Annotated in this window: 10 protein-coding genes, 1 tRNA gene and 1 pseudogene; 8 read left to right on the forward strand and 4 right to left on the reverse strand. The window is 42.4% G+C overall.

All coding sequences use genetic code 11. The features are described from left to right. A pseudogene (locus tag M595_RS21570) lies at positions 1-637 on the forward strand (RNA-guided endonuclease InsQ/TnpB family protein); the annotation flags it as partial. A gap of 239 nt (positions 638-876) precedes the next feature. Here M595_RS21570 and M595_RS21575 read toward each other — a convergent pair. Beyond that, positions 877-1,233, reverse strand: a complete 357-nt coding sequence (locus M595_RS21575; protein WP_023068604.1) for a hypothetical protein — start codon at positions 1,231-1,233, stop codon at positions 877-879. 910 nt (positions 1,234-2,143) lie between these two features. Between M595_RS21575 and M595_RS21580 the strand changes: the two genes are divergently transcribed. The 5 genes from M595_RS21580 to M595_RS21600 all read left to right on the forward strand — a co-directional run bounded on the left by M595_RS21580 (position 2,144) and on the right by M595_RS21600 (position 19,592). After that, positions 2,144-5,122: a WD40 domain-containing protein gene (locus M595_RS21580; RefSeq protein WP_023068608.1), complete on the forward strand. Its 2,979-nt coding sequence runs from the start codon at positions 2,144-2,146 to the stop codon at positions 5,120-5,122. A gap of 769 nt (positions 5,123-5,891) precedes the next feature. Next, entirely contained in the window at positions 5,892-6,644 is a 753-nt protein-coding gene (locus tag M595_RS21585; RefSeq protein WP_023068597.1) for an alpha/beta fold hydrolase, read from the forward strand. 22 nt (positions 6,645-6,666) lie between these two features. After that, positions 6,667-7,044, forward strand: coding sequence for a hypothetical protein (locus M595_RS21590; protein WP_203419122.1), 378 nt, complete (start codon positions 6,667-6,669; stop codon positions 7,042-7,044). A 431-nt stretch (positions 7,045-7,475) separates the two neighbouring features. After that, the gene (locus tag M595_RS21595; protein WP_023068600.1) at positions 7,476-17,981 is read left to right on the forward strand and encodes a DUF4347 domain-containing protein; all 10,506 of its coding nucleotides are present in this window, start codon (positions 7,476-7,478) and stop codon (positions 17,979-17,981) included. 204 nt (positions 17,982-18,185) lie between these two features. Beyond that, complete coding sequence (locus M595_RS21600; protein ID WP_023068610.1) at positions 18,186-19,592, forward strand: hypothetical protein; 1,407 nt, start codon at positions 18,186-18,188, stop codon at positions 19,590-19,592. A 136-nt stretch (positions 19,593-19,728) separates the two neighbouring features. On the opposite strand, the gene M595_RS21605 is transcribed toward M595_RS21600, so the two are convergent. From M595_RS21605 to murA, 3 genes are all read right to left on the reverse strand, one after another. Then, positions 19,729-19,810 (reverse strand) — tRNA-Leu (locus M595_RS21605). Continuing rightward, positions 19,789-20,664 carry a M48 family metallopeptidase gene (locus M595_RS29575; protein WP_023068592.1) on the reverse strand — a complete coding sequence of 292 codons (876 nt, stop codon included), beginning with the start codon at positions 20,662-20,664 and terminating at the stop codon, positions 19,789-19,791. Before M595_RS29575 ends, M595_RS21605 begins: the two co-directional genes overlap by 22 nt. A gap of 135 nt (positions 20,665-20,799) precedes the next feature. Beyond that, positions 20,800-22,152 (reverse strand): UDP-N-acetylglucosamine 1-carboxyvinyltransferase, encoded by a 1,353-nt coding sequence (gene murA / locus M595_RS21610; protein ID WP_023068601.1) that lies wholly within the window; start codon positions 22,150-22,152, stop codon positions 20,800-20,802. Positions 22,153-22,322: 170 nt separating this feature from the next. Here murA and ald point away from each other — a divergent pair, with 170 nt between their 5' ends. Further along, positions 22,323-23,408, forward strand: a complete 1,086-nt coding sequence (ald, locus tag M595_RS21615; RefSeq protein ID WP_023068598.1) for an alanine dehydrogenase — start codon at positions 22,323-22,325, stop codon at positions 23,406-23,408. 209 nt (positions 23,409-23,617) lie between these two features. Beyond that, positions 23,618-24,103, forward strand: coding sequence for a PqqD family protein (locus tag M595_RS29580; protein WP_023068605.1), 486 nt, complete (start codon positions 23,618-23,620; stop codon positions 24,101-24,103).

Raw genomic sequence — 24,103 nt, forward strand, 5'->3', positions numbered from 1 at the left:
TCTACACTGATTGTTGTGGTAATCAAGCAGACAATCCTCGGTTTTTGAGAAAGGATGAACGCCAACTTAAAAAGTTGCAACGCCGACTATCAAGAACAAAAAAGGGGAGTCAAAACCGTAAAAAAGCCAGGAATAGATTAGGTAGAGCGCATCTCAAGGTTTCACGCAGGCGTCAGAATCGGGTTTGTAAATTGGCTCAACACGTCATCCGGTCTAACGACTTGGTAGCGATTGAAAACCTACGGATACGGAACATGGTTAAAAATCATCGTTTAGCCAAGTCAATCAATGATGCAGCGAGGGTATCGGTTTCGAGAATGGTTGGAGTATTTTGGGAAAGTTTATGGGGTTCCGGTGATTGCCGTTGAACCTGCATATACATCTGTTCACTGCTCAAATTGCGGCGAAAAAGTAGCTAAAACTCTCAGCACCCGGACTCATAAATGCCGCAGATGCCGATACACAGCCGACCGTGATGAAAATGCGGCTAAAAACATTCTTAAATCTGCACTAAAACAGCTATCAAATACCGTCGGGCAGCACTGTTATTAACGCCTTCGGAGAGACCGACCTCTGCTTGAGCGGGGAAACTCAATCAAGTAAGTCAACTCGTAGAAAGAGGAAGCCCAAACAGTAATGTTTGGATTCCCCCGTGATTTATCCGGGGGAGGATGTCAAAATTCCTTACTTGATCATGGTGGGGGTTTTCGGTGCGGTCAGTATCTATAGCCAGAAACCGAGAAGATTTGTTTAAATACTTTTCAAGATATCAAATTGGGAGCTATAGCCCCTAGACTATAACTCCGTAGTTTATTTGAACAAATTTTAGAAACAGTGTCTAAAAAATGCTTAAAATTACATTGGGTTAAAGATTATTTACTTTGTTTGTACGGAGTCGTCCTCAAACGTACTGTCTGCGACTTCTGGATACAATGAAGCCCAATCTTTTACCGCTTCTGCTGATTCTCCAGCGATTCTTTGAATCCGTTCACCGGGAGCATTTTCAGTTTCCCTTGCTTCTGCTTTCCATTCACCTGTGGTTTTCGGGCGTTGGGAATCGCCTTGATGTATAGTATTATCAACTTTATTGGTCAATGATCGGTTAGTACCTTCAGAAAGACCTGTTGTTAACAATAGAGATCCAACAAGGATAGCGGCTAAAAAACGTTTAACCTGAAATTTATTCAGCCAAGTGCTGATGTGAGTATATATTCCAGAAATGAAATTGATCATGAGAAAACTCCTGTAGTTCTTTTTTCATATTTCCATTGTTGTTTCGGAATTTGACCCATTCACCTGAATCACAGACTAGCTATGCTATTCAAGTCAATGAAAATATATGAAACATATCTTAATATTAGCGATGCTTTCGGAAGTAGGCCTCTAACGAAAGTGAGAGATTTTGAGTTTTTAACCGAGTCTCTAGTCTGTGATGCCATTAAAGACCCAAATTTTTGAGTTCATTCCAACACTTACGAGAAAATACTTACCGCTGTTTTTTTTGATCATGCTAAAGTCTGATCGGTATAACGTTGCTCTAACAACGCTGATTCTAAGTCCTGTTTTTGAATAAATTCGACTTCAACGAGTATTTCTCCCAATAAACGAGGAGTTTCTAGTTGAATACCAAGAGCTTGTTTAAACTACTTTTGAAAAATTAACTGTTTAGCTCATCAAAATTTTACCAGCTTCATTTCTTTTCCTCTCCTGACCAATATTAAGGTTGATTTTGATCAAAAACTTAAGATTTTGTTTGACGAGTCTCTCAACTTTTATCTAACCGTTGATTCCTTGTGGACTGAGGACTGAAACTCACTGCCCAAATCAAAATATTTGACAACTGTCACGAAAACTATAAATATTTTTAACTTCTATTTAAGAAAGATCAATCCCATCGAGATTCTAGATATCAACCGGAAAACAATCATCATTAACTCAGTCATTCTCCAGCCCAACCCCGCCAGACTGTAGCAATTTAAACATATTGAGGTCAGTAAGTTTGATACAAATCAATCAGCTAAAACCTTGAGATCATCTAGATGTAGCATTTTGTCTGATTGTCTCGATCCGGACAATCTCTGGTCAGGGTGAGTAAAGTAAAATCAGAAAAAGAGAAAACAGATGCGAGAAAGCGTGAGCGCGAATGAAAGTTGAGGAAGCCTTAGCCATTTTAGAGAGAACTTTACCCCCAGGTTCGTTAAATACAGTAAAAACGCTTGTCTTTCGGCATTCCTGGGAAGGTAAAGGCTATGCAGACATCGCCGAAGATGCAGGTTATGATCCAGACTATATCAAAGGGGTGGCAGCAGGGTTGTGGCATTCACTCTCGGAAGTATTTGGCCAAAAAGTGACCAAGAAAAATTTCCGCTCTCTCCTCATTCAACGATATAGCAGTTCTCAAGCCCCGACTCCGACGGCTTCACTCTCACGAACTGCTAACCCCGTCAGTACCAATAGTTCTTTCTCCGCAGCAGCCCCCCAACTGCTCGAAAACCCTTCATCCCTGTTTGAAAAGCGTTGGGACTGGGGAGAAGCCCCGGATGTGTCGATTTTTTATGGGCGGAAGACTGAATTGGCTCAACTTCGAGAGTACATTCAAGCTGAACCTCAGTCCATAGAACTCGGGGAATCAACCCAACGGACGACCTCCTGCGTGCGACTCCTGGCGGTGATGGGAATGGGTGGCATCGGCAAGAGTGCATTAGTGGTTAAACTGGTAGAACAGCTTAAAACTGAGTTTGATGTGGTCATTTGGCGATCGCTGCGGTACGCCCCTGCACCTAAAGTCATTTTAACTCAGCTTCTCTCTTTTATTGCCCCGGATACTTCTGACACGAATACAAATTTATCACCGACTTTAACGGCTTCTACGGGTTCAAATTCTCTCAGTGAAATTGGAGAATTAATCCGCTTATGTCGAACTTATCGCTGTTTAATTGTTTTAGATAATGTAGAAACAATTTTACATGAAGGTACAACCGGACGCTATCGCTCAGGATGCGAAGGTTATGGTGAACTCTTTCGAGCGATGGGAGAAACTGTTCATCAAAGTTGTTTACTGCTAACGACACGGGAAAAACCCCCTGAAATTGCGGCTTTAGAAGGCACTGGACAGGCGGTGCGTTCGTTTTTATTAGAAGGTTCACCGGATGCGGCGATCACATTGCTAGAATCGGTCTACGGTTCGCCAGAACAAAAACGATGTTTGTGTGAACTTTATGGTTATAGTCCACTGGCTTTAAAGATTGTTTCCACAGCGATTCAAGATTTATTTGAAGGGGAAATCGCTCAATTTTTAGAACATCGTTCTGTTATTTTCAACGGTATTCGCCGACTGCTTGATCCTCAATTTCAACGGTTATCGCCCCTAGAAATGACGATTATGTTTTGGTTGGCAATTGATCACGGACAGACAACGGTTAAACGGTTGCATCGAGACTTAATTCCGCCTGTCTCTCAGGCTAGTATTTTACAGGCGTTGGAAGCTTTGACTTGGCGATCGCTTGTGAAAAGAGAAGGACGAAAGAAGCAAGTAAACTCAAATAGTGAAGACTCAAAAACCAGCAAGAAAAAGACAGAAGAAAACTATTACACCATCGAACCGATGGTGATGGAATATCTCACCCATTGTCTGACCGAACAAATTGTCAGTGAGTTAACCAGTGGAGAGATCAAGCAATTTGTCACCCATACTTTGATTAAAACAACTGGAAATCGAGTGGTGCGAGAACATCAACGGGCTTCGATTTTAGAACCCATTGCCCGAGCGTTACAAATGACGTTTAGTTCTTCGAGGGCTTTATTAGAGCAACTTCAAAATATTTTAGAGCGACTGCGAGACCTGGAAAAGCAGGGTTCTGGATATGGTGTCGGCAATTGGTTAAACCTCTGTGTCAGATTGCAAATTGACTTGAGTGGTTATGATTTTTCTCACTTGACGGTTTGGCACGCGGACTTAAAACAGGTGAATTTGCATGGGGTAAATTTTGCCTATGCGAATCTTTCCCATTCTGTTTTTACGACTAATATTGGTGAAATTACGGCGATCGCTTTTAGTCATGATAATGCTTATTTAGCCACCGGGAATATTTGGGGAGAAGTACGGTTGTGGTCTTTGCAATCTGAAAATCACCAACAGTTGATGAGTCCATCTCATCGGGCGGAGGTGACAGCAGTGACGTGGAGTAACGATGGACAAACTCTAGCAAGTAGTAGTAAGGATGGCACAATTCGATTATGGGATATCCCAAGCGGTAATTGTCGTCAGGTGTGGTCAGGACATCATGGCGGTGTGAATGGGATTGTGTGGAGTCATCGGGGACAGATGTTGGCGACTTGTGGCGAAGATGGGATGATTCGTCTCTGGGATGTTCGCCGAGGTCGGGTTTATCGGGAGATGGAAGCAAAAAGTCGAGTGGCTGCGATTACGTTTAGTTCAAATGGGATTCTAGCCAGTGGCAATGAAGACTCGACAATTCAGTTGTGGGATGTTAATACAGGAGAGTGTTTGAGAACGTGTATCGGACATCTTGAACGAGTCAATTGTGTGATGTTTGTCCCGGTTCATTCTCCCTGGGAAGGTTTAGAAGTGGGAACAGCCTTGGCTGGGGAAACTTCTTCTTTCGCCACAGACTGGCTGGTTGGAGATGAAGGTTCGACTTCGGACTTGACGGTTAAACGACCTGATATTGCACCGATTTTGGTCAGTGGTAGTGATGATTGTACGCTTAAGCTTTGGGATGTCAGCAATCAAACTTGTTTGCAAACCTGGCGGGGACATACACATCGGATTGAGTCGATTACCAATAGTCCCGATGAACCGATTTTAGCCACGGGTAGTAATGATGGTACGGTGAAGTTGTGGAACCGACACACGGGAGAGTGTTTGAGAACGTTACACCACACGCCCGATCCTATTCGGGCTTTAGCTTTTAGTACCGATGGTAAGATTTTGGCGATTGGAACTTGTGAAGGGACAATTCAGTTTTGGAATATGCAGATTGCCAAGTATCAGGAGACGTTGAGGGCTTTGGGTGCTTATGAACAGATGAATATTACCGGGGTCACGGGTTTAACGACGGATCAGATCAGTCGGATTGTGGCTTTGGGTGCTGTGATGTGAATATATTGACTCGATTCTCTGATTAAGTCAAAAGACTCTCAGTCCAGGGAGAATGCAGAAGCCTAGTTAGACTATTGAAAATTAGTTGCAATAATTTTCAAGCTCTGTTACTCTAGAATTGAGGTGAACAGTTAGGTCAGTGTGAGTTCTTGGAGTCGGTCTGATCCTGAAGGAGTTAGACTAGCTTTAAAGGCTTAATCGCTTTATTAATGAAAATAACTCTTGATAAAGAGAAGCAATACACTGGATCAAACAACCTCTCTGTTGGTGAAGCGAAAAGAAGTTGACAGGAAGTGCAATGATTCACAATGCAGTTGTGATCGCTTATAACTCAGACAAAGTGTTCACTAGAGACGGGAATAAACCTCCCGACTCTTTTTTTTGTCCTTTTTTTTCTTCGGAGGATTAGAAATAGATGGGGTGATGTAAAAACTAACTTTACCCCTCCTTGAACACCTGAAACAACCTCCTAGAAAGAGTTGAAGCCAAAAAATACTTTCTGTCTGACAAATTATTGCAAAAGACTTGCAATAAGCATCTAGATCTGTTAATTTAGAATTGAAGAGAATTCTACAACTCACTCAAATCACTCAAAAAGCTCAGATCAACCACTAGGAGAAATGTTGCGAGTCAATTAAGATTTATTCTCATTAGTATTAGATTCTCACCTTTTTAACAAGGCTTCCCGCTTTGTTTAAGTTTTTCAACAATTGAATATCAAAATAGTCTGTTACTGAACTTATCCATTTATTCTATTGGAGTCAATCTCATGTCTAATTTTGCAAATGTTTTGTGGTTGAATACCAGTCCAAGTTTACGACACTTTGACCAAAAATTAGTCAATCAACTCTCTGAAACAATGGGATTAGCTTATTGGGAATATCGTCAAAGTTTAGATGAACCCAGTTGTCTAGAAACCGCCCTAACATTAGTTCATGATTATCTCAAATCCAACGATCAACCCATTCATTTAATCGGTCATAGTACAGGTGGACTATTAGCATTAATGTACGCTAACAGACACCCTGAACGAGTCAAATCATTAACTCTATTATCCGTTGGAGTTCATCCCACCGTTGACTGGAAAGCCCATTATTATGTGCAGTTTCAATTGCTTCCTTGTAGTCGTCAAGTCCTACTTAAACAAACAGTTGAAACCTTATTTGGATATCAGAAACCGACCACTCAACACCGTTTGATGTTAATGCTAGATCGAGACTTAAAAGAATCTCTCTCCGTTCATTCCGTACTCAAACGAATGAGTTTATCTCCTATTCCGGTTTCAGTTCCTTTAATGGTTTGTGGAAGCGAAGATGATGTGATTGTCGATAGTCAAGAACTACAAGGTTGGAGAAGTTTACTAAAACCCGGAGATCGCGTTGTTCAAGTTCCTCAAGGGGGTCATTTTTTCCATCACTTTTATCCTCAGTTAGTCTACGATAAAATTCTTAACTTTTGGTCGGAAATGGAGTGGTTCTCCAGTCAAGGTGAAGTCAGAACTCCATTATCAACAAGAAGCTAAATTATTCATCATCTCACCATCATTGTTTAATTTTGAGGTCATCATCGAAATGATTCAAGTGGTTATACTGAGTGTAATTTTCCATCCTGTTCGCTTGCTTTATTCAATTACAGCTTTGGGATTAACTGCGATATTTGTTTGGAGTCTACAGCGTGCTTTTCGAGATGGAATTATTCATCTCAAACGCTTACATAGTATTCCTTGTAGTCGCTGTACATACTTTACTGGAGATTATCGCCTCAAATGTACAGTTCATCCCAAAATCGCGCTAACAGAAGAAGCATTAGAATGTGGAGATTATGAATCTTGTGGAGACAAAAAATTACGCTTACAAGCCGTTTATTCCTCCTCTTGTGATGCTGTTAATATTGTGCATGATTTCCAGCGTCCTTGCAGATGAATAAGTTCTCAAACATCACTCGATAATTCTTGCTTATAATAGGAACTTTCTAACATCACCTAATTTCCTAAAACTCATTCTCAATCCTTAACACTTCCTTGTCTAAGATGATCATTTCAAGGAAGTTTTTGCTGTTTATAAAGTGGGTTTAGACTAAATTAGTAATTGATTTTTAAAAAAGTTTTATTAACCCTCTGATTTTATTACTAATTTTTTCAGACCTACCGACTTCGATAAATGGGAGCCTGAATTCGGATAAACGATACAGACTTATAAGGAGTATTTTTTGTTCCCCTTTCAGGAAAATCTTTTCATTTATACATAAAAAATATAACAAAAGATTAAAAAATGCCAATTTTGCAAGAAAAAATAGAAAAAGTAGAGTAAATTAAACCTTTCATATCTAACTGTTAAAAATCCGATTTAAGAAAATGAGTATTAATATATACACAACAAATTTAGTTTTTGTTGATGCTCGGGTTGACAACTATCAAAGCTTAATAGAAGAAACCGCACCCAACACAGAAGTTATCGTTCTGGACTCCTCTCAAGACGGTATCGAACAAATTACCCAAACATTAGCCGGACGAACCGATATTGAGAGCGTTCAAATTATTTCTCACGGGAACGACGGACAGTTAAATCTGGGCGCAAGAATATTAACCTCTGAAAATATTAACACCTACTCTCAACAGTTGAGTCAGTGGGGAAATGCGCTAACAGAAAACGGAGATATTTTACTTTTAGGTTGTAATATTGCCGCTTCCGATACCGGGAAAACTTTCGTACAACAGTTGAGCCAAATTACCGGGGCGGATGTTGCTTCGTCAGAGGATTTAACCGGAAATGCAAACCTTGGCGGAGACTGGGTATTAGAATATGCAACCGGGTTAATTGATGCGCCTCTCGCCCTACAAATTGAAGCGATGGAAGCTTATGATAACGTGTTAGCAGAGTTTACCGTTGACACCGCTACTGAATTACAAGATGCGATTGAAGAAGCTAACAATACATTTGAAAGTGATGAGATTTTTATCGAAGGGGATATAGACTTTTTTAATACGATAAATCTCCCTATCATTGGTGAAATTAACGTACCAATCGAGTCATTGAATATCGACCCAACAAATGGGACAGATGATAGGATTTCTATCTATGGAAACGGTCACACTATTAATGGCGGTAACAGGTCTCAAATCTTTAGTATTTTTAGCGGAACAGTCCTGATATCTGACCTCACCTTGCAAAATGGTCGCGCTACAGGAGGCGATGGAACCGATGGCGGCGGCGGAGGTTTGGGCGCTGGGGGTGCCTTGTATCTCGACGGCGGAAACGTCACGGTTGAGAATGTCACCTTTAACAATAACCAAGCCATTGGCGGAAGTTCACCCAACGGTGCAGGACAGGGAGGTAGCGACGAAAACGGCGGTCTTGCAGGAGGTAATGGAGGCGGCTTAAATGGTCGTCAAGATGAGACAGTGGGTACAGGAGGTGCTGGAGGAGGAACAGAAAATAACGGTAGCCCAGGAGGTGAGGGTCAATTTGGCGCTGGCGGTGGTGGCGCTGGCGGTGGCGGTGGCGGAACTACAGCCCCAGATGTAGCAGGTAATGGCGGTAATGGAGGTAACGGCGGCTTCGGAGGCGGTGGCGGTGGCGGTGGTGGCGGTGGTGAAGATATAGACATTATTGGTGGTGACGAAAATGGTAGCGGTGGTGCCGGAGGAACAGGAGGAGAATTTGCAGGAGATGGAGGTGCGGGTGTTGGGGGCGGCGGTAGCAGAAATGGCGGTCGAGGCGGCGGCGGCGCAGGTTTAGGTGGGGCAATTTTTGTTAATTCTGGTGCTTCTTTAAACCTGATTGATGCAACATTTAATAATAACAGTGCGGAGGGAGGAACGGGGGCGAATAACGGTGAAGGTCGAGGCGGGGCAATTTTTGTTAGAAATGGTGCGACCGTTAGCGATGTGGGTACAATTTATAATGGAAATTCTGCCTCAACAGGCGATAATAATATATTCGGAACAATTGGTAATCTTACCCTTCCCACCCTGCAAGTTTTTGACTTAACCACCCCTGTTGAACCGGGTACAGATGGAGCTTTTCGCCTAACTCTCAATCAAGCTTTTGATAATGATATAGAAGTTAATTATAACATAGCTGGCACCGCAACGGAGGGAACAGATTATACAATTGCTGAAAGTGTTACAATTCCTGCGGGTGAAACTCAAGTAGAAGTTCCAGTCACAATTTTAGATGATACTCGTTTTGACCCGGATGAAACAATTGTTTTAACGCTAGAACCCGGAAATCCTAATTTTTATACCATTGGTTTTTCTGACAGTGCAACACTCACCATTGATGATAACGAACCGGAAGTGAGTATTACAGCCGGAACGAATCCAACAGAAGAAAATGAAGTTACGGGAGCGTTTAATATTGCGTTAAGTGAACCCGCACCCGATGGCGGACTTGCGGTTGAATATACGCTCGAAGGAACCGCTTCTTTAGATGATTATACTGCCACGTTAAACGGTGAAGAAATTACGGTCGGTTCTCTTATTATTCCAGAGGGAGATACGACGGCTGAAATTAATATTGAACCCGTTGATGATGCTTTAATTGAAGGGGAAGAAACCCTAGAAATTAGTCTACTTGAACCCCTTGATTTAGAAAATTACGCGGTTCAAGATGATGCGGAAACAGCAACACTGTCAATTATTGATAACGAAAAACTCCCCGTTGTTAAACTTGGAACAATCGGCAATCCTTCCGAAGATGGGCCGACTTCGGGAAGTTTTAGCATCTTTTTAGCCGACCCCGAGACGGGCGAACCGTTAGAAAATCCGCCCATTCAAAGCGACGGAGAAGCGTTAGAATTAGAGGTTTTATTTGAAGTTAGCGGAACGGCAAATAACGGAGAAGATTATTCTTCTATTTTAACATCTTCTATTACCATTCCCGCAACAAAAACCAGCCAAGCTATCCCGGTAGAAACGTTAAATGATCTCATCGACGAAGGGAATGAAACGGTTAGAATTACTCTTTCTGATGACAAGCCAGACGGTGCAATTTATAACATTGATACTACTCCCGCAACCCTAACCATTACCGATAACGATACCGTTGGAATTACAATTTCTGAAATTAATGGCGATACAAACGAACGGGGAGGAGAAGCGAGTTTTACCGTTAAACTTGATAGCGAACCGGAAGAACCCGTTACGCTGAATTTTACCAGTTCGGATACCACAGAAGGAGAACTTTTAACGCCTTCTATTACGTTTGATGCTAGCAACTGGAATCAATTCCAAACGGTTAACGTGGCGGGGGTTGATGATAGCGAAAGAGATGGCGATCGCAATTTGACCATTCAAACCAATATTAGCACTGAGGACGTTCAATATAGCGAGTTAGACGTTGAAGAAATCGAGGTTAAAAATATTGATAATGAAACCGAAAACGTTTTAATTACTCAGTCAAACGGAAGTACAGAAGTTAGCGAAGATGGAACAACAGATAGCTTTGAAGTTGTATTAACGGGTTTTCCCATTGATGACGTTGTTGTTAATATTACGCCAGACTCTCAAGTTAATCTCGGGAATGGAATTGGACAACCCATCGCCCTTAATTTTACGCCAGAAAATGCGAGTACACCACAAATTGTAACGGTAGAAGCGGTTGATGATGACGCTGTAGAAGGCGAACATCTCAGCAAGATTAGCTATATTGTCAACAGTAACGATCCGCTTTATGCGGGTTTGGGAGGGGAAATTAATGTTGATATTGCAGATAATGATAATCCCACCGTTAGCCTAAAAGCGGTTGGAAATGGTAGCGAACAAAGTATCATTCCGGGTGTATTTCAACTCGCATTAGATCATCCCGCATCCAGTCAGGGATTAACCGTTAATTATACCGTTTCTAATTCTACTATTTTAGATTTAGAAGTAGCAACTGCGGGAACAGATTATACAATTGTGGGCTTAGATACGGTTGAAAAATCCGGTTCTGTTTATATTGCACCCGGAGAAACCGGAGTTAACATTAACGTTACCCCCATTCAAGATTTAATCACAGAACTAGGCGGAGAAACTGTTACCATTGAGTTAGAAACCGGAACCGGATATAACATCGGAACAGTTGACCCCCAGAGTGTAATTATAACCGATGATGATGTACCGGGCGTGCGAGTTCTTGAAACCGGAAACGGTACTGAAGTTGTCGAACAAAACGCCGCAACTGTAGACACAAATAAAACAGATCGTTATCAAATTTCTCTGACGAGTTCACCCGGAGTTGGCGAAACTGTTACTATTACTCCGAACTTTAATAATACTAACTTACAACTGCTTGATTCCAGTCAAAATCCGATTAGCGAAATTACTTTTGATGAGACAAATTGGAACCAATCTCAAACCATTACTGTTGTCGGTTTGGATGATAGCCAAGCGGGAACACCCGAACAAATTATTACCCACAGTTCCAGCAGTACCGATGCAAATTCTCCCTACAATAACGGCTTAGAAATAGATGGAAAACCCCTCCCAGAAGTTACCGTCGAAATTAGCGAACCGACCTATGATTCCGGAGAAATTGCGGATGGTTTAGAACTGCTTTTAGAACGGATCGCCGAAAGCTTGCGGGAGATGTTTCAAGATACAAACCTCCCGATTATTGGTTCTCTCAGCGGTTCAGAACCGACGTTTATCGAGACGTTAAAAAACAACATTGTTAACGCCATTAAAAGCACTGCAAACCTCACCCAAGACAAGTTAGAAAACTTACTGAAAGAAAAATTAGAGACAATTTTCCCCGATGTCGAGGTGATTTCATCTTCCCTTCCCGAAGAAATTGCTTTTGATATTGATTTGGGTAATCGTTATGAAACTACAGCAAATTTATCCAAAGATTTTGGTTTACCCGCATTGGGGTTAGAAATTGATGGAAAAGCCGAAGCGAATTTTAACTATGATTTGGATTTAAAATTTGGCTATCATCAGGAATTTGGCTTTTTTGTTGACACCGAAGAAACCCAAATTACAGCCGATGCGTTTGTTGGTTTTGACGATAATTTTAACGCGACAGCAACGCTAGGTTTCCTAGAATTAAATGTAGAAAATGGGGCGGAAGACGCGGAAAATGGCGGAACAAAAAACACCCAAGCTGAACTTAATGCTAAATTTGCATTAGAAGATATTGACCTCGATTCCGACGGGAATTTAATTGAAGATTCCGGCGATGGAAACCGCCTAACTTTGACGGAATTAAAAGGCTTTAACACCCTCCGAAACAACAATCAAGCCAGCCTAGAAAATCTGTTTGAACTGGATATCGAAGCCGATGCCCAAGTCGGGTTAAATGCCAAGACAAGCATCTCCGGTAACGCTGCAATTCCCTCTTTTGACTTTGAGTTAGTCGGAGAATTTGATGCGTTAAAAGTAGACGGATTTAAAGTTACTCCTCCCCAAACTCCTAAAATTAGTTTCCAAAACGTTGAGATTGATTTGGGTACTTTTGTCAGCAACTTCTTTAAACCCATTGTCAAACAAGTTGATAAGGTTTTAGACCCCTTCCGTCCCCTCGTTGATGTTCTGGTTAAAGATACAAAATTACTCTCAAAAATTGGTTTAGATGGATTTTTTGATAAAAAGTTACCCACTCCCGATGGTGGCGATGGTGAGGTTGCAACTATCGAACTTGCTGATGTGATTTTGCGAACTTTGGGTAACGAACTTCCGCCGAGTATTTTTAAGTTTTTAGAGACTTTTGTTAAAGTTAGCAACTTTATCGAACAGATTAATAGTTTACCCGCAGGAGAAAATATTGCTATTCCGTTGGGTGATTTTACTCTGCCAAAATTGCAGGATTTAAGCAATTTAAGTCTGAGTGAAGTTGAAAATATTGTCCTAAATACAGCCAGCCTCAAAGACAATCTTGACCAAATATTACAAACGGCAACCGACACCGCTAAAAAGCAAGCCGCAGAATTTATCAATGAATTTACCGAGGGTCTAAATTTACCCGATATTGACGATATTCTCAATATCAAACAAAACGTCGAACTGCTGGAAAATGAATTAGATAATATCCTCCAAACCACCGCCGACACCGCCAAAAAGCAAGCGGTTGAATATCTCCAGAATTTAATCGAAGATACTTCTTTACCCGACCTCGAAGATGTTCCCGAAATTCAGCAAAATATTAACGTTCTCGAAGGCGAATTAAATAATATCCTCCAAACCACAGGCGACACCGCCAAACAGCAAGCGGTTGAATTAATTCAAAGTTTCACCGGAGATATTAATTTACCGAGTTTACAAGAGATTCTCAGCTTTCAACAAAACGTTGATGTTCTCAAAGACGACCTCGAAAATCTCTTACAAAATACAACAGATAGCGCCGAACAACAAGCGATAGAATTTCTAACCGACTTTGCAGAACGTTTACCCTTATCGGAATTTGCTGATTTTAGTGATATTAATTTAGACGATATTGAACAACAAGTTACCAACCTACAAACCGAACTCGATAATATTATCCAAAACCCCGGTAATTCCAGTCAGAAATCGGTGACAGAATTTACCAAGAGTGTCACCTTTGGAGATGGCAGCGACGAACCCCTTTTTGACTTCCCTTTGCTGAAAAATCCCACCAATGCGATCGCGTTATTCTTGGGTCAAGATGTCTCTTTATTCACCTTCGATGTTCCCGAAGTTGCCTTTGATGTCAGCGTGCGGAAAACCTTCCCCGTTTACGGACCAATTCGCGGTTTATTAGAAGGAAAATTTGGCGCTTCTGCCGATTTTGCTATTGGAATGGATACCTTTGGTTTGCGTCAGTGGGGAGCAAAAGATTTTGCTTTTGATGAATCTTACCGGGTTTTAGATGGGTTTTATATTAGCGATCGCGAAAACCCAGATGGTACGGGCGATGATGTTGCAGAAGTGAAACTCAATGCAACTATTGCAGCAGGAGCGGGTGTAGATGTTGGTCTTGCTTCGGGTTATCTAAAAGGCGGAATTGAAGGGTTATTTAACCTTGATTTAGTTGATAGTGGCGAAGCGAATGGAACCGATGATGGTCGCATTCATGCTATCTCTGAAATTGTACCCCGTTTTGATGATTTATTGAGTTTGTTGGGAGAGGTTAACGCTTTTCTGGGTGCGGAAGTTAAAATATTTGGGGGAACCGTTTATGATAAACATTTCGCCACCTTTAATCTCGCAACATTCAAAATTGGGAACAGCAGTATCGGCAAAGTTCAGGATGGTTATATTGCGGGAGGAACTGTATTTTTAGATGCGAATTTTAACGGCATTCAAGACTACGCAGACCTCAATAATAACGGCGTTCGTGACTTTGAAGATGTCAATAATAACGGTATTCGCGATACCTTTTCCGCCCCCGATCTCGACACCGGAGAAACGGTTCAACTTCTCGAACCCTTTAGCGAACCGTTTAGCGAACCTAGCACCTTTACCAATGCCGATGGTAGCTACAATCTCAATATTTTCGATGAATTTGACACCAACGGAAACGGCGTTATCGATGCCGATGAAGGCCGAATTATTGTTGTTAACGGCGTTGATACTTCCACGTTCCTCAATCAAATTGTTCCGCTTACAACCACACCCACAGCAACCATTGCTTCCCCTCTGACTTTGATCGCTTCTCAACAGTTAACCCCCGACTTTGAAGCAGCGAAAACAGAAGTTAAAAATGCCTTTAGTCTCCCCGCAGAATTAGACCCGTTTGCAGATATTCCCCTAGATGTAGAGGTTGGAATTTTGGCGTTACAAGTTCAACTGCAAAACCTGGTTATTGCAGCCACGCGGGAAATTTCCCAAACGCCGTTTATCGGTTTAGAAATTGATTCAGCCGAGGTTAAAAATCAAGCGGGTTTACTTTATCTCGACAGCAACAATAACGGTCAATTCGACACCGAAGAACCCCAAGTTATTAATACATCGGTTAACGGTGGCGTTCGTTATCTTGACCTCAATAGTAACGAAGAATTCGACGAAGGCGAACCGTCTTCCCCGCTAACAACAGCAGCCATTGCCAAAGAAGTCTTTCAAACCGTTGCTACTCTCATCGACAGCGGAGAAACGCCAGACTTAACGGATGAAACGGTTGTTCAAACTTTAGTTGAAAATGCCATTTCTACTTTAACACAAACCGACCCCAATCTCAATCTAGACGCGGAAAACTTAACCGAACTCGTTGCAGAAATTATCGATAAAAATCAAAGCATCGACAGCATTTTAACAAACAGTTCCAACTTCTTGGATGCGGACACCGCCCGCCAACAAATGATTCGCCCTTGGGTGTTCTTTGACGCCAACTATAACGGCGTTTTAGATGATAGCGAACCCTTTGTATATCAACAAGCAGACGGCACCAATGACCTAGAAATTCCCGTCGAACAATTTGATACCAATACCAACGGAAGACTCGACCCCAACGAAGGAGAAATTGTCGAAGTTTCCGCCTTTGAACCCGTAGAATTAGCAGCAGGTTTCTCACAACTTGTTAACAATCCTTTTGAAACTTTAGTTCGTTTACTCGCCGAACCCGTTAACCCCGAAGCCTCACAAACTCTGGTTAAAACCGCTTTAAATATTCCCGATGTTAATCTCTATGAATTTGATGCACTCAAAGAAATCTCCGAAGGGAATACAGATGGTTTAACCGTATTCACAAAACAGGCTCAAATTTATAACACCTTAGTGCAATTGGGTCAGTTTTTAAGCAGTACAGAAGGCAATATTAACGAAGCAACAAATCGAATTTTAGAAGAAATCCTCGAACAAATTAATCAACCCAACGCCACCCTAAATGTTAGCGATGCGACTCAAATTCAAGCCGTAATTATCGGTATCAACCCCGATATTGAAGCTAATGTAGCCGCAGGTGTTGCCAATATTATCGCCGAAGGAAATACTCGGATTGATCAAATTGTTGCAAATGACAATCTAAATTTAGTTGAACAAGCAACAGAAATCGCTAAAATTCAGCAAGTTGTTCAAGGAGAAACCGCCAGCGATCTGCAACAAGTTGGAGCCGGAACGTTACCCATTGAACAGGCAATTTCTAACCATACAGGTGAAGCTTTAACGACTCAAATTCAAGCCGCTACTGCTGAAGACCCCACATTCCAACTCGATCTTAATAATACAAATCCCGTTGCCGAAACTGACGAAAATATTACCACATTGGAAGATACTTCTATTACAATTAATGTACTGGAAAATGATCAAGATGATGATATCAATGACACTCTCACTATCACCGCAGCCAATAGTCTAGAAATCGATGATGATGGAGAAATTACAGCTATTCTTCCTGAAACCACAACTCAAGGCGGAACCGTAGAAATTAGTCAAGATGGTCAAACCATTACCTACACACCCGCTCTGAATTATTTTGGTGAAGATAGTTTCTTGTATCTCGTTACTGATAGTAAAGGCAGTGTTGCCAATGCGGAAGTTAAACTAACTGTTGAGTCTGTTAATGATACTCCTGAACTGCTTGAAGAAATTCCCGACCAGTTTAATATTCAACAAAATCAAGCCTTTAATTTAGATGTTTCTGGTTATTTTAATGACCCCGATGGCGATGTTTTAACTTATTCGGCGATCGCACTTCCCAACGGCTTGAATATTAATCCGACAACTGGTATAATTAGCGGTATTATCAACATTAATTCTGCAAGTCCGTTGGCGATCGCAGTCTCGGCGACAGATACCAGTAACGCCAGTGTTAGCGATCAGTTTGACTTGACTGTTCAACCTATTTCTGAACCCACTCCCACTCCTCAACCCACTCCTCAACCGACTCCCGAACCTGAACCGACTCCCGAACCTGAACCGACTCCCGAACCCACTCCCGAACCGACTCCCGAACCCACTCCCGAACCTTCTCAAGTTCCTTTAGATAGCGATGGTGATGGGGTATTTGAGATCTTTGATCCGAGTAATTTAATTGCAACGATCGCTTTTCCAGACTTACAACCGCCTAGCTTAAATATCTCCACCTCGTCGCAACCTACCGATAACATCGATGCGATCGTTGCAAGTACAATTGAGACGGGTATTGTCTTCGGGTTGCAAGGAGGAGATTATATTCAAGGAACAGAAAATAATGACGAAATTAATGGTAACGAAGATAACGACTTTATCGATGCCAAAGATGGAAATGATACTATTATGGGAGGTAAGGATGACGATCAAATTCGCAGTGGTTCAGGAAATGACTGGACTTTCGGGAACTTAGGCAATGATATCCTTTCCGGTGAACGTGATGATGACTGGATCAACGGTAACGAAAACGACGATCTGATCGATGGTGCCGAGGGTAAGGATGAGATTTACGGTGGAAAAAATGACGATCAAGTGCGGGGAGGCACTCAACATGATACCCTATTTGGTAATCTCGGCGCCGACTTGATGGAAGGTAATGAGGATAATGATATTCTCTTTGGCAACCAAAATAATGATACAATTTCCGGCAACTCTGACGAAGATTTCATCTACGGGGGTCAGGGAAATGATTTACTTGACGGGAACTCGGGTGATGACGTTTTGTTTGGAGACAACGGAGATGATACCCTCGATGGCGGAGAAGGCGACGATCAACTCACAGGCGGAACTGGAAACGATCTGTTAGTCGGGGCTGAAGGCACTGATACCCTCACGGGTGGGGACGGAAGCGATCGCTTTGTGTTGGTTGTCGGATCGGGTGTTGATCTGATTACTGATTTTATTGACGGTGAGGATGTTATTGTTCTTGATGGTGGCTTAACCTTCGAGCAATTAACCTTAACTTCCGTTGAGAATTCTACAGTAATTGAGGTGAACGGAACCCCGCTGGCTATCCTCAACAATATTGAAACCAGCACACTGACAACTGAAGACTTCACCGTTTTCGGGCGATGAGATGTTGGCGATCGCCAACGGGGAAAAACAGCGCTCAGATCAAGGGGTCTGAAAGCTTGAGTTAGAAGCTTGAAACCCTGGAATAGTCAGGTTTTAGAGGTTATGGGCGGAGAGAGACTCGAACTCTGTTAGTAACCTGAAACCTTGATTCTAGCGTGACCCACTGTTACCCAAGCTCAAATAAGTTAGAGGATTGGGTAAAAAATGGGTAACAAAATTGAGATAGGTGGAACAGGCTGCTATGAGGGGTACGAAGGTCAGCTAAGCCTTGCTGACAAGGTAAGGAAAACTTACAAGGAAATTAAAGGTAGTTTCCCGAAAGGCATTAGTCTTAAGATTCACAAAAATAGTTATTTATACCTACGGTGGATTAATCCCGTTACTGGGTCTGATAGCTCGAAGAAATGTAATGTTCCATTTGATGAATCTGGAGTCTATCAGGCACGTGACAAAGCATGGAAAGTCAAGGAAGCACTAGACAAATTTGAAACCGCTTCAGAGTTTGACGAATGGTGTAAGCGAGAAATAGAAGGCATTAATGAGATTGTTAATGACCTTAAAACTTATCGTGAGATTTTTGAGGAGATAGAAACTGAATATTTCAATGGGTACAACAAATTTACCAAACGCCCTAGAAGTCGTGAGATATCTAACGATGTAGATTCATTTGAGGATTATTACTTGCACGTTTTTAAAAAATTTGAAAATTGGGACAAATACCCAGAATGGAGCGAAATTAAATCAGTTTTATTTTCATGGAAACAAGGCACGCAAACTTTCAAAGATACTTACTTTGTCTGCAAAAAAATAGCAGGTAAAGCAGCTAATGCTAAACAATTATTACCTTTCTTTGATGATATTGATTATAAAGTGATAAAAAAAGGTAGAAACAATCAATCAATTGATTTAAAAACTTTTCTCGATTGGCACAAAACAATTTATGAAAGTATTCCTGGAGTGATTAAAGAAAAAAACAGAAATGCTCGAAAATCATGGTTGTGGGTTACATCAATGTGTGCTTTATACGCGCTACGACCTAGCGAAATAGCAGCAGCAGTAAATCTTGACAAACCCTATACCAAAGATGGCGTAACTATCCCTGCTATCAATGACCCCAATAATAAAACCATGCTATTGGTGTTAGATGACTTTACTTATTTTGGGGCATCAATTAAAACAGGTGGAAGAATCTGCAAGCCTGTTACTACCAATACTTCATTAATTAACAGGTTGTACATTCGAGATATTAGTCTACCAATAACCAAAAGCAAAAAAGTGACAGCTTTTAATCATAATCACCGTGAAAGACTAAAGTCTTATGGATGTCCAATAAGTCAAGCTTACGTTTTTCGTCATCTAGGCAACCAATTAGGAGAAATGTATGGCGTACCTCAAGAAATACGAGCTAGAAGCATGGGTCACTCTACTATTCAAAACGACACTACTTATAAAAAACGCTCTAATTTCAAAACAACAATTGACATTCTAACCAATCACTCTAAAATGCCGTTAAGTTTAAACGTGGCTAAGGATGAGTTAGAACGACTAGGTTTTGACTTAGAGGATAAATCCGTACAAGCAATCTTGAGAGTTATCTATCAGCTAGACTAGACACAGGTAGATGAATAGATTTGTTAACTAGAGTGATTGCGACCCCATGCTGTAAAGTGTGGGGTTTTTGTTGATTACCCAATCCTCTAATTTGTTTGAGCTTGGGTAACAGTGGGTCACGCTAGAATCAAGGTTATGGGCGGAGAGAGACTCGAACTCTCACGACTTTCATCGCCACATTTTGAGTGTGGTGCGTCTACCAATTTCGCCACCCGCCCTTTTGGGTAACTTTGTCATTATACACCCTTAAGTTCCCTTTCAACAAGTCTTGATAATTTGGACTGCTTGACCAGCGATCAATTTCTCGAACCCGCAGTACCGGGAGAGGGTGAGTTAGTTGGGAAGATTGAGCTTCTTTGAGCAAACTTCCGAGTTCATCTTGACTCATCTGATCATAGGCAGAAGCTTGAGCCAAAAACGCATCCAGATTCAATTGAGAAGCCAAAGTCGGAGAACCGCCCGATAACTTCATCAACACCGACATCACCGTTCTCGGGTCTTGTGTAGCCAAAAGAGCGGCGCGATCGCAAGTAAATTCAGCACATCGCAACCATTCTAAAATCTGAGACTGTAAAGTTTGGGTGAGAACCGCACCCCAAGGCGATAACTGTCCTGCGGCTAAAACCAGCAAATTAGCCAACGTTAGGTAAACTCCATGTTCACACTTAAGATGACCTAATTCGTGAGCAATAACCGCTTGAATTTCTTCAGGGGTCAACAGTTCAATTAAAGACGTATGGATAACAATAAAAGGCTTTTCACCCCGCATCGCAAACGTATAAGCATTGGGAACCGGATTTTGGCGAATATAGAGTTGAGGCGGTTCCAAATCCAAAGTGTGACAAGCATTCAACAGCAGTTCATGAAGATGGGGAAGTTGCTGTGGGCCAACTAAAACACTAGAAGTAATATTTTCCAAATAAAAAAACCGTTCGCCCAAAGAACCGAGAAACTGACGTACAAAGACATCTAGACCCGGAATTTGCTTAAGAGAACTCGTCGCTTGTTGGTCGAGGGGATGACGAAAATGGTCAGCTTTCAAACCAAGTAAAGGAACTGTAGAAAAAGCCATAGGAATGAATCGGTGCAATCTCAAAGGAATAGGGGGTCGAGTTAGCTATTAGTGCCGAAGAAAAGCTCATCTGTCCTAACAACTAACTCTTTACCTTATTTAGTGTAGACCGAATTTCACAGACTGAGGGAACAATCAGTCCGACTTAGGTTCAACCTTCGGCTCAATCCGCACAATATTCGCACCCAATTTTTTCAGTTTTTCCTCAAACTTCTCATAACCGCGATCGAGGTGTTGTAAGCCTTGAATTGTACTCGTTCCTTCTGCGGCTAAAGCAGCTAAGACCAAAGCCGCCGTTGCTCGTAGATCCGAACCAATCACAGGAGCGCCCGATAACATCGGTACCCCGCGTACAATCGCAGTATTTCCCTTAACCCGAATATCTGCCCCCATCCGACTGAGTTCAGGAACATGATGCAAACGGTTTTCAAAAACGGTTTCTGTGATCAAACTATTACCTTCACAGAGCGTCAGTAAAGCCATAAAAGGAGCTTGTAAATCCGTCGGAAAACCGGGATAAGGGAGAGTTTCAATATCAGTTGCGAGGTGCTGTTCGCCGGGGGAGACGCGGATGCCGTTAGGCCCTTCGGGGGTAATTTGAACCCCAATTTTCCGCAGTTTAGAAATCGCCGCCGTAATGTGGTCAGGAATCACCGGAGAAAGAAGAATCGAAGAGCGAGTAATCGCCCCAGCAATCAACAAAGTTCCCGCTTCAATCCGATCAGGAATAATCGTGTAATCGACATCATGGAGACGGGGAACACCAGAAATGACTAATGTTTTGGAACCCGCCCCGCTAATACGCGCTCCCATCGCCCGACAGAAGTTGGCTAAATCAACCACCTCGGGTTCTTGAGCCGCATTTTCAATAATACTTTCCCCATCGGCCAGGGTCGCAGCCATCATTAGGGTTTCAGTCGCCCCAACACTAGGATAATCAAGATAAATTTTCGCGCCCTTTAAGCGACCATTTCCGGGAACTGCCGCATGAACCACCCCATGTTCGATATGAACATCAGCGCCCATTGCTCGGAGTCCCTGAACGTGAAGATTAACAGGTCTTGCGCCAATAGCACAGCCCCCCGGTAACGGCACTTTAGCCACGCCTAAACGCGCCAGTAGCGGCCCGATCACAAAGAAACTGGCTCGCAACTGACTCACTAATTCATAGGGAGCTTGAGAAGTCGAAATCTGAGCCGCATTGATATCGATGATATCGCCCTGTTGATCAAATTTCACTCCAACGGAGGAGAGAAGCTGGCCCATCCGAGCGACATCAACCAGAGACGGAACGTTGCGAATGCGACAATCAGAGGGACAAAGTAATGCACCCGCTAAAATCACCAGAGCCGCGTTTTTTGCTCCACTGATTTGAACGTGTCCTTGCAGTTGAGTGCGTCCTGACACCTGCAAGACAGGTTGGTTCGGATCGGATGCAGATGTGACTTTCGATGAGCTGAGAGCGAGTTTAATGGGTCTACCCTCCAATAATTTAAACGGTAAGTTTACAATCTTTAATTTTTGTTCTGATTCTACAGGAAAGCTGTCAGATGTCTAGGGGTCATAGCCCAAAGATTTTGATTGTTCCTGTAATCGATAACCAGTTCTCCAGATCAACTCTACAATCTAACCATGACAAACCGTTCAGGTAGCGCACGATGGAAATTGGTATTCCTAAAGAAACAAAAGATCAAGAATTTCGAGTCGGTTTAAGTCCGAGTAGTGTTCGAGTCTGTACTGAAAGAGGTCATCGGATATTTATCCAAGCTGCCGCAGGAGTGGGAGCCGGTTTTACCGATGAGGATTATCAAAACGCAGGTGCAGAGGTCGTTTCCACCGCCGAAGACGTTTGGAACCGTGAAATGGTGGTCAAGGTCAAAGAACCGCTCCCCTCAGAATACCCCCTGATTCAAAAAGGTCAACTTTTATTTACCTATCTTCACCTAGCGGCTGACCGTATCCTGACAGAAAACCTCATCGGTAGCGGGGTTTGTGCAATTGCCTATGAAACGGTAGAACTGACCGATGGGAAACTGCCTTTACTGACTCCAATGAGTATCATTGCTGGTCGTTTATCGGTGCAGTTTGGCGCCCGCTTCCTTGAGCGTCAACAAGGGGGTCGCGGTGTCCTTCTCGGTGGAGTTCCAGGTGTAAAACCCGGTAAAGTTGTGATTCTCGGGGGTGGTGTTGTCGGAACGGAAGCGGCACGAATTGCAGTGGGAATGGGTGCTCAAGTTCAGATTTTGGATATTAATGTTGAGCGTTTGAGTTATTTAGAAACGCTGTTTGGATCGAGAGTAGAACTTCTCTACAGCAGCCCCTCTCAAATTGAGAAAATGGTTCCTGATGCTGATCTGCTGATCGGTGCCGTCTTAGTTTTAGGACGACGCGCCCCGACACTTGTTCCCCGTTCTTTGGTCGCTCAGATGCGTCCTCGTTCTGTGATCATTGATGTAGCAGTTGATCAGGGGGGATGTGTCGAAACGCTACATCCGACATCTCATACTCATCCGACTTATACTGAAGAAGGTGTTGTTCATTATGGTGTGCCGAATATGCCCGGAGCGGTTCCGTGGACAGCAACACAAGCGTTAAATAATAGCACTCTATCTTATGTTCTACAATTAGCCGATCATGGCATCAAAGCCTTGACGATTAATCCGGCTTTAGCCAAAGGATTAAATGTAGAAAATCATCAATTAGTACATCCGGCTGTCCGAGATGTATTTCCCGACCTTATTTAACTTTTCGTTTGAGTCTCCTTTTGGTCAACAAAGCGATCACCCTAGTTCTAAAGTTTTTCTAGAGAGAACTCGATAGGGCTTGTAAACTGGGCGATCGCTTAGATACAATAAAACTAGACGGTCAGGGTGCGACACACGCATTTATTGTTGGAATCATCTTTTTGTCATAACAGTAAATTCTCGAGTCACCTCATTAAAATAGTCAGCCCATGATCGAAGAAACCTCTATTATCTATACCGCTAAAACTCAGCGTTCTTCGCAACTTCACCATGAAGTTATTATTTTAGATCTCGCAACTGAAGAATACTACGGCTCTCAATCAGTCGGAGCCACAATTTGGAGAATGTTGCTCTCTCAACCCCGTACCATTAAGGAAATTCGGGAGGCGATTTTATCTCGATATCAGGTTGATCCTCGTCAGTGCGATCGCGATTTAATGGATTTTATCTTACAATTACAAGCCAATGGACTGATCCAACTTCATCCTTCTCCTTCTCGGATTTCCCTCTTGGTCTATCGAGTCAGTCGCAAGGTGGAAAAATTATTCAGCACTATCTTTGACAGTGAGCAAGGTTGGGGAAGCCAATATCGGAAATTCTCCGCCCAAGCCGGAGCAACCATGATGTCCAAACTCCCCTACCAAACTCCGGTGCTAACTTATTGTGGTTCCAATCATCCTTCTCTTTATGGGTAA

Origin of the sequence: Lyngbya aestuarii BL J, from assembly GCF_000478195.2 — a bacterium.
Lineage (GTDB): Bacteria > Cyanobacteriota > Cyanobacteriia > Cyanobacteriales > Microcoleaceae > Capilliphycus > Capilliphycus aestuarii.

What these genes read in the sequence shown, in the direction of transcription:
- M595_RS21575 (WP_023068604.1), bottom strand. Translation starts at nt 1,233, where the DNA reads ATGATCAATTTCATTTCTGGAATATATACTCACATCAGCACTTGGCTG.
- M595_RS21580 (WP_023068608.1), top strand. Translation starts at nt 2,144, where the DNA reads ATGAAAGTTGAGGAAGCCTTAGCCATTTTAGAGAGAACTTTACCCCCA.
- M595_RS21585 (WP_023068597.1), top strand. Translation starts at nt 5,892, where the DNA reads ATGTCTAATTTTGCAAATGTTTTGTGGTTGAATACCAGTCCAAGTTTA.
- M595_RS21595 (WP_023068600.1), top strand. Translation starts at nt 7,476, where the DNA reads ATGAGTATTAATATATACACAACAAATTTAGTTTTTGTTGATGCTCGG.
- M595_RS21600 (WP_023068610.1), top strand. Translation starts at nt 18,186, where the DNA reads ATGGGTAACAAAATTGAGATAGGTGGAACAGGCTGCTATGAGGGGTAC.
- M595_RS29575 (WP_023068592.1), bottom strand. Translation starts at nt 20,664, where the DNA reads ATGGCTTTTTCTACAGTTCCTTTACTTGGTTTGAAAGCTGACCATTTT.
- ald (WP_023068598.1), top strand. Translation starts at nt 22,323, where the DNA reads ATGGAAATTGGTATTCCTAAAGAAACAAAAGATCAAGAATTTCGAGTC.
- M595_RS29580 (WP_023068605.1), top strand. Translation starts at nt 23,618, where the DNA reads ATGATCGAAGAAACCTCTATTATCTATACCGCTAAAACTCAGCGTTCT.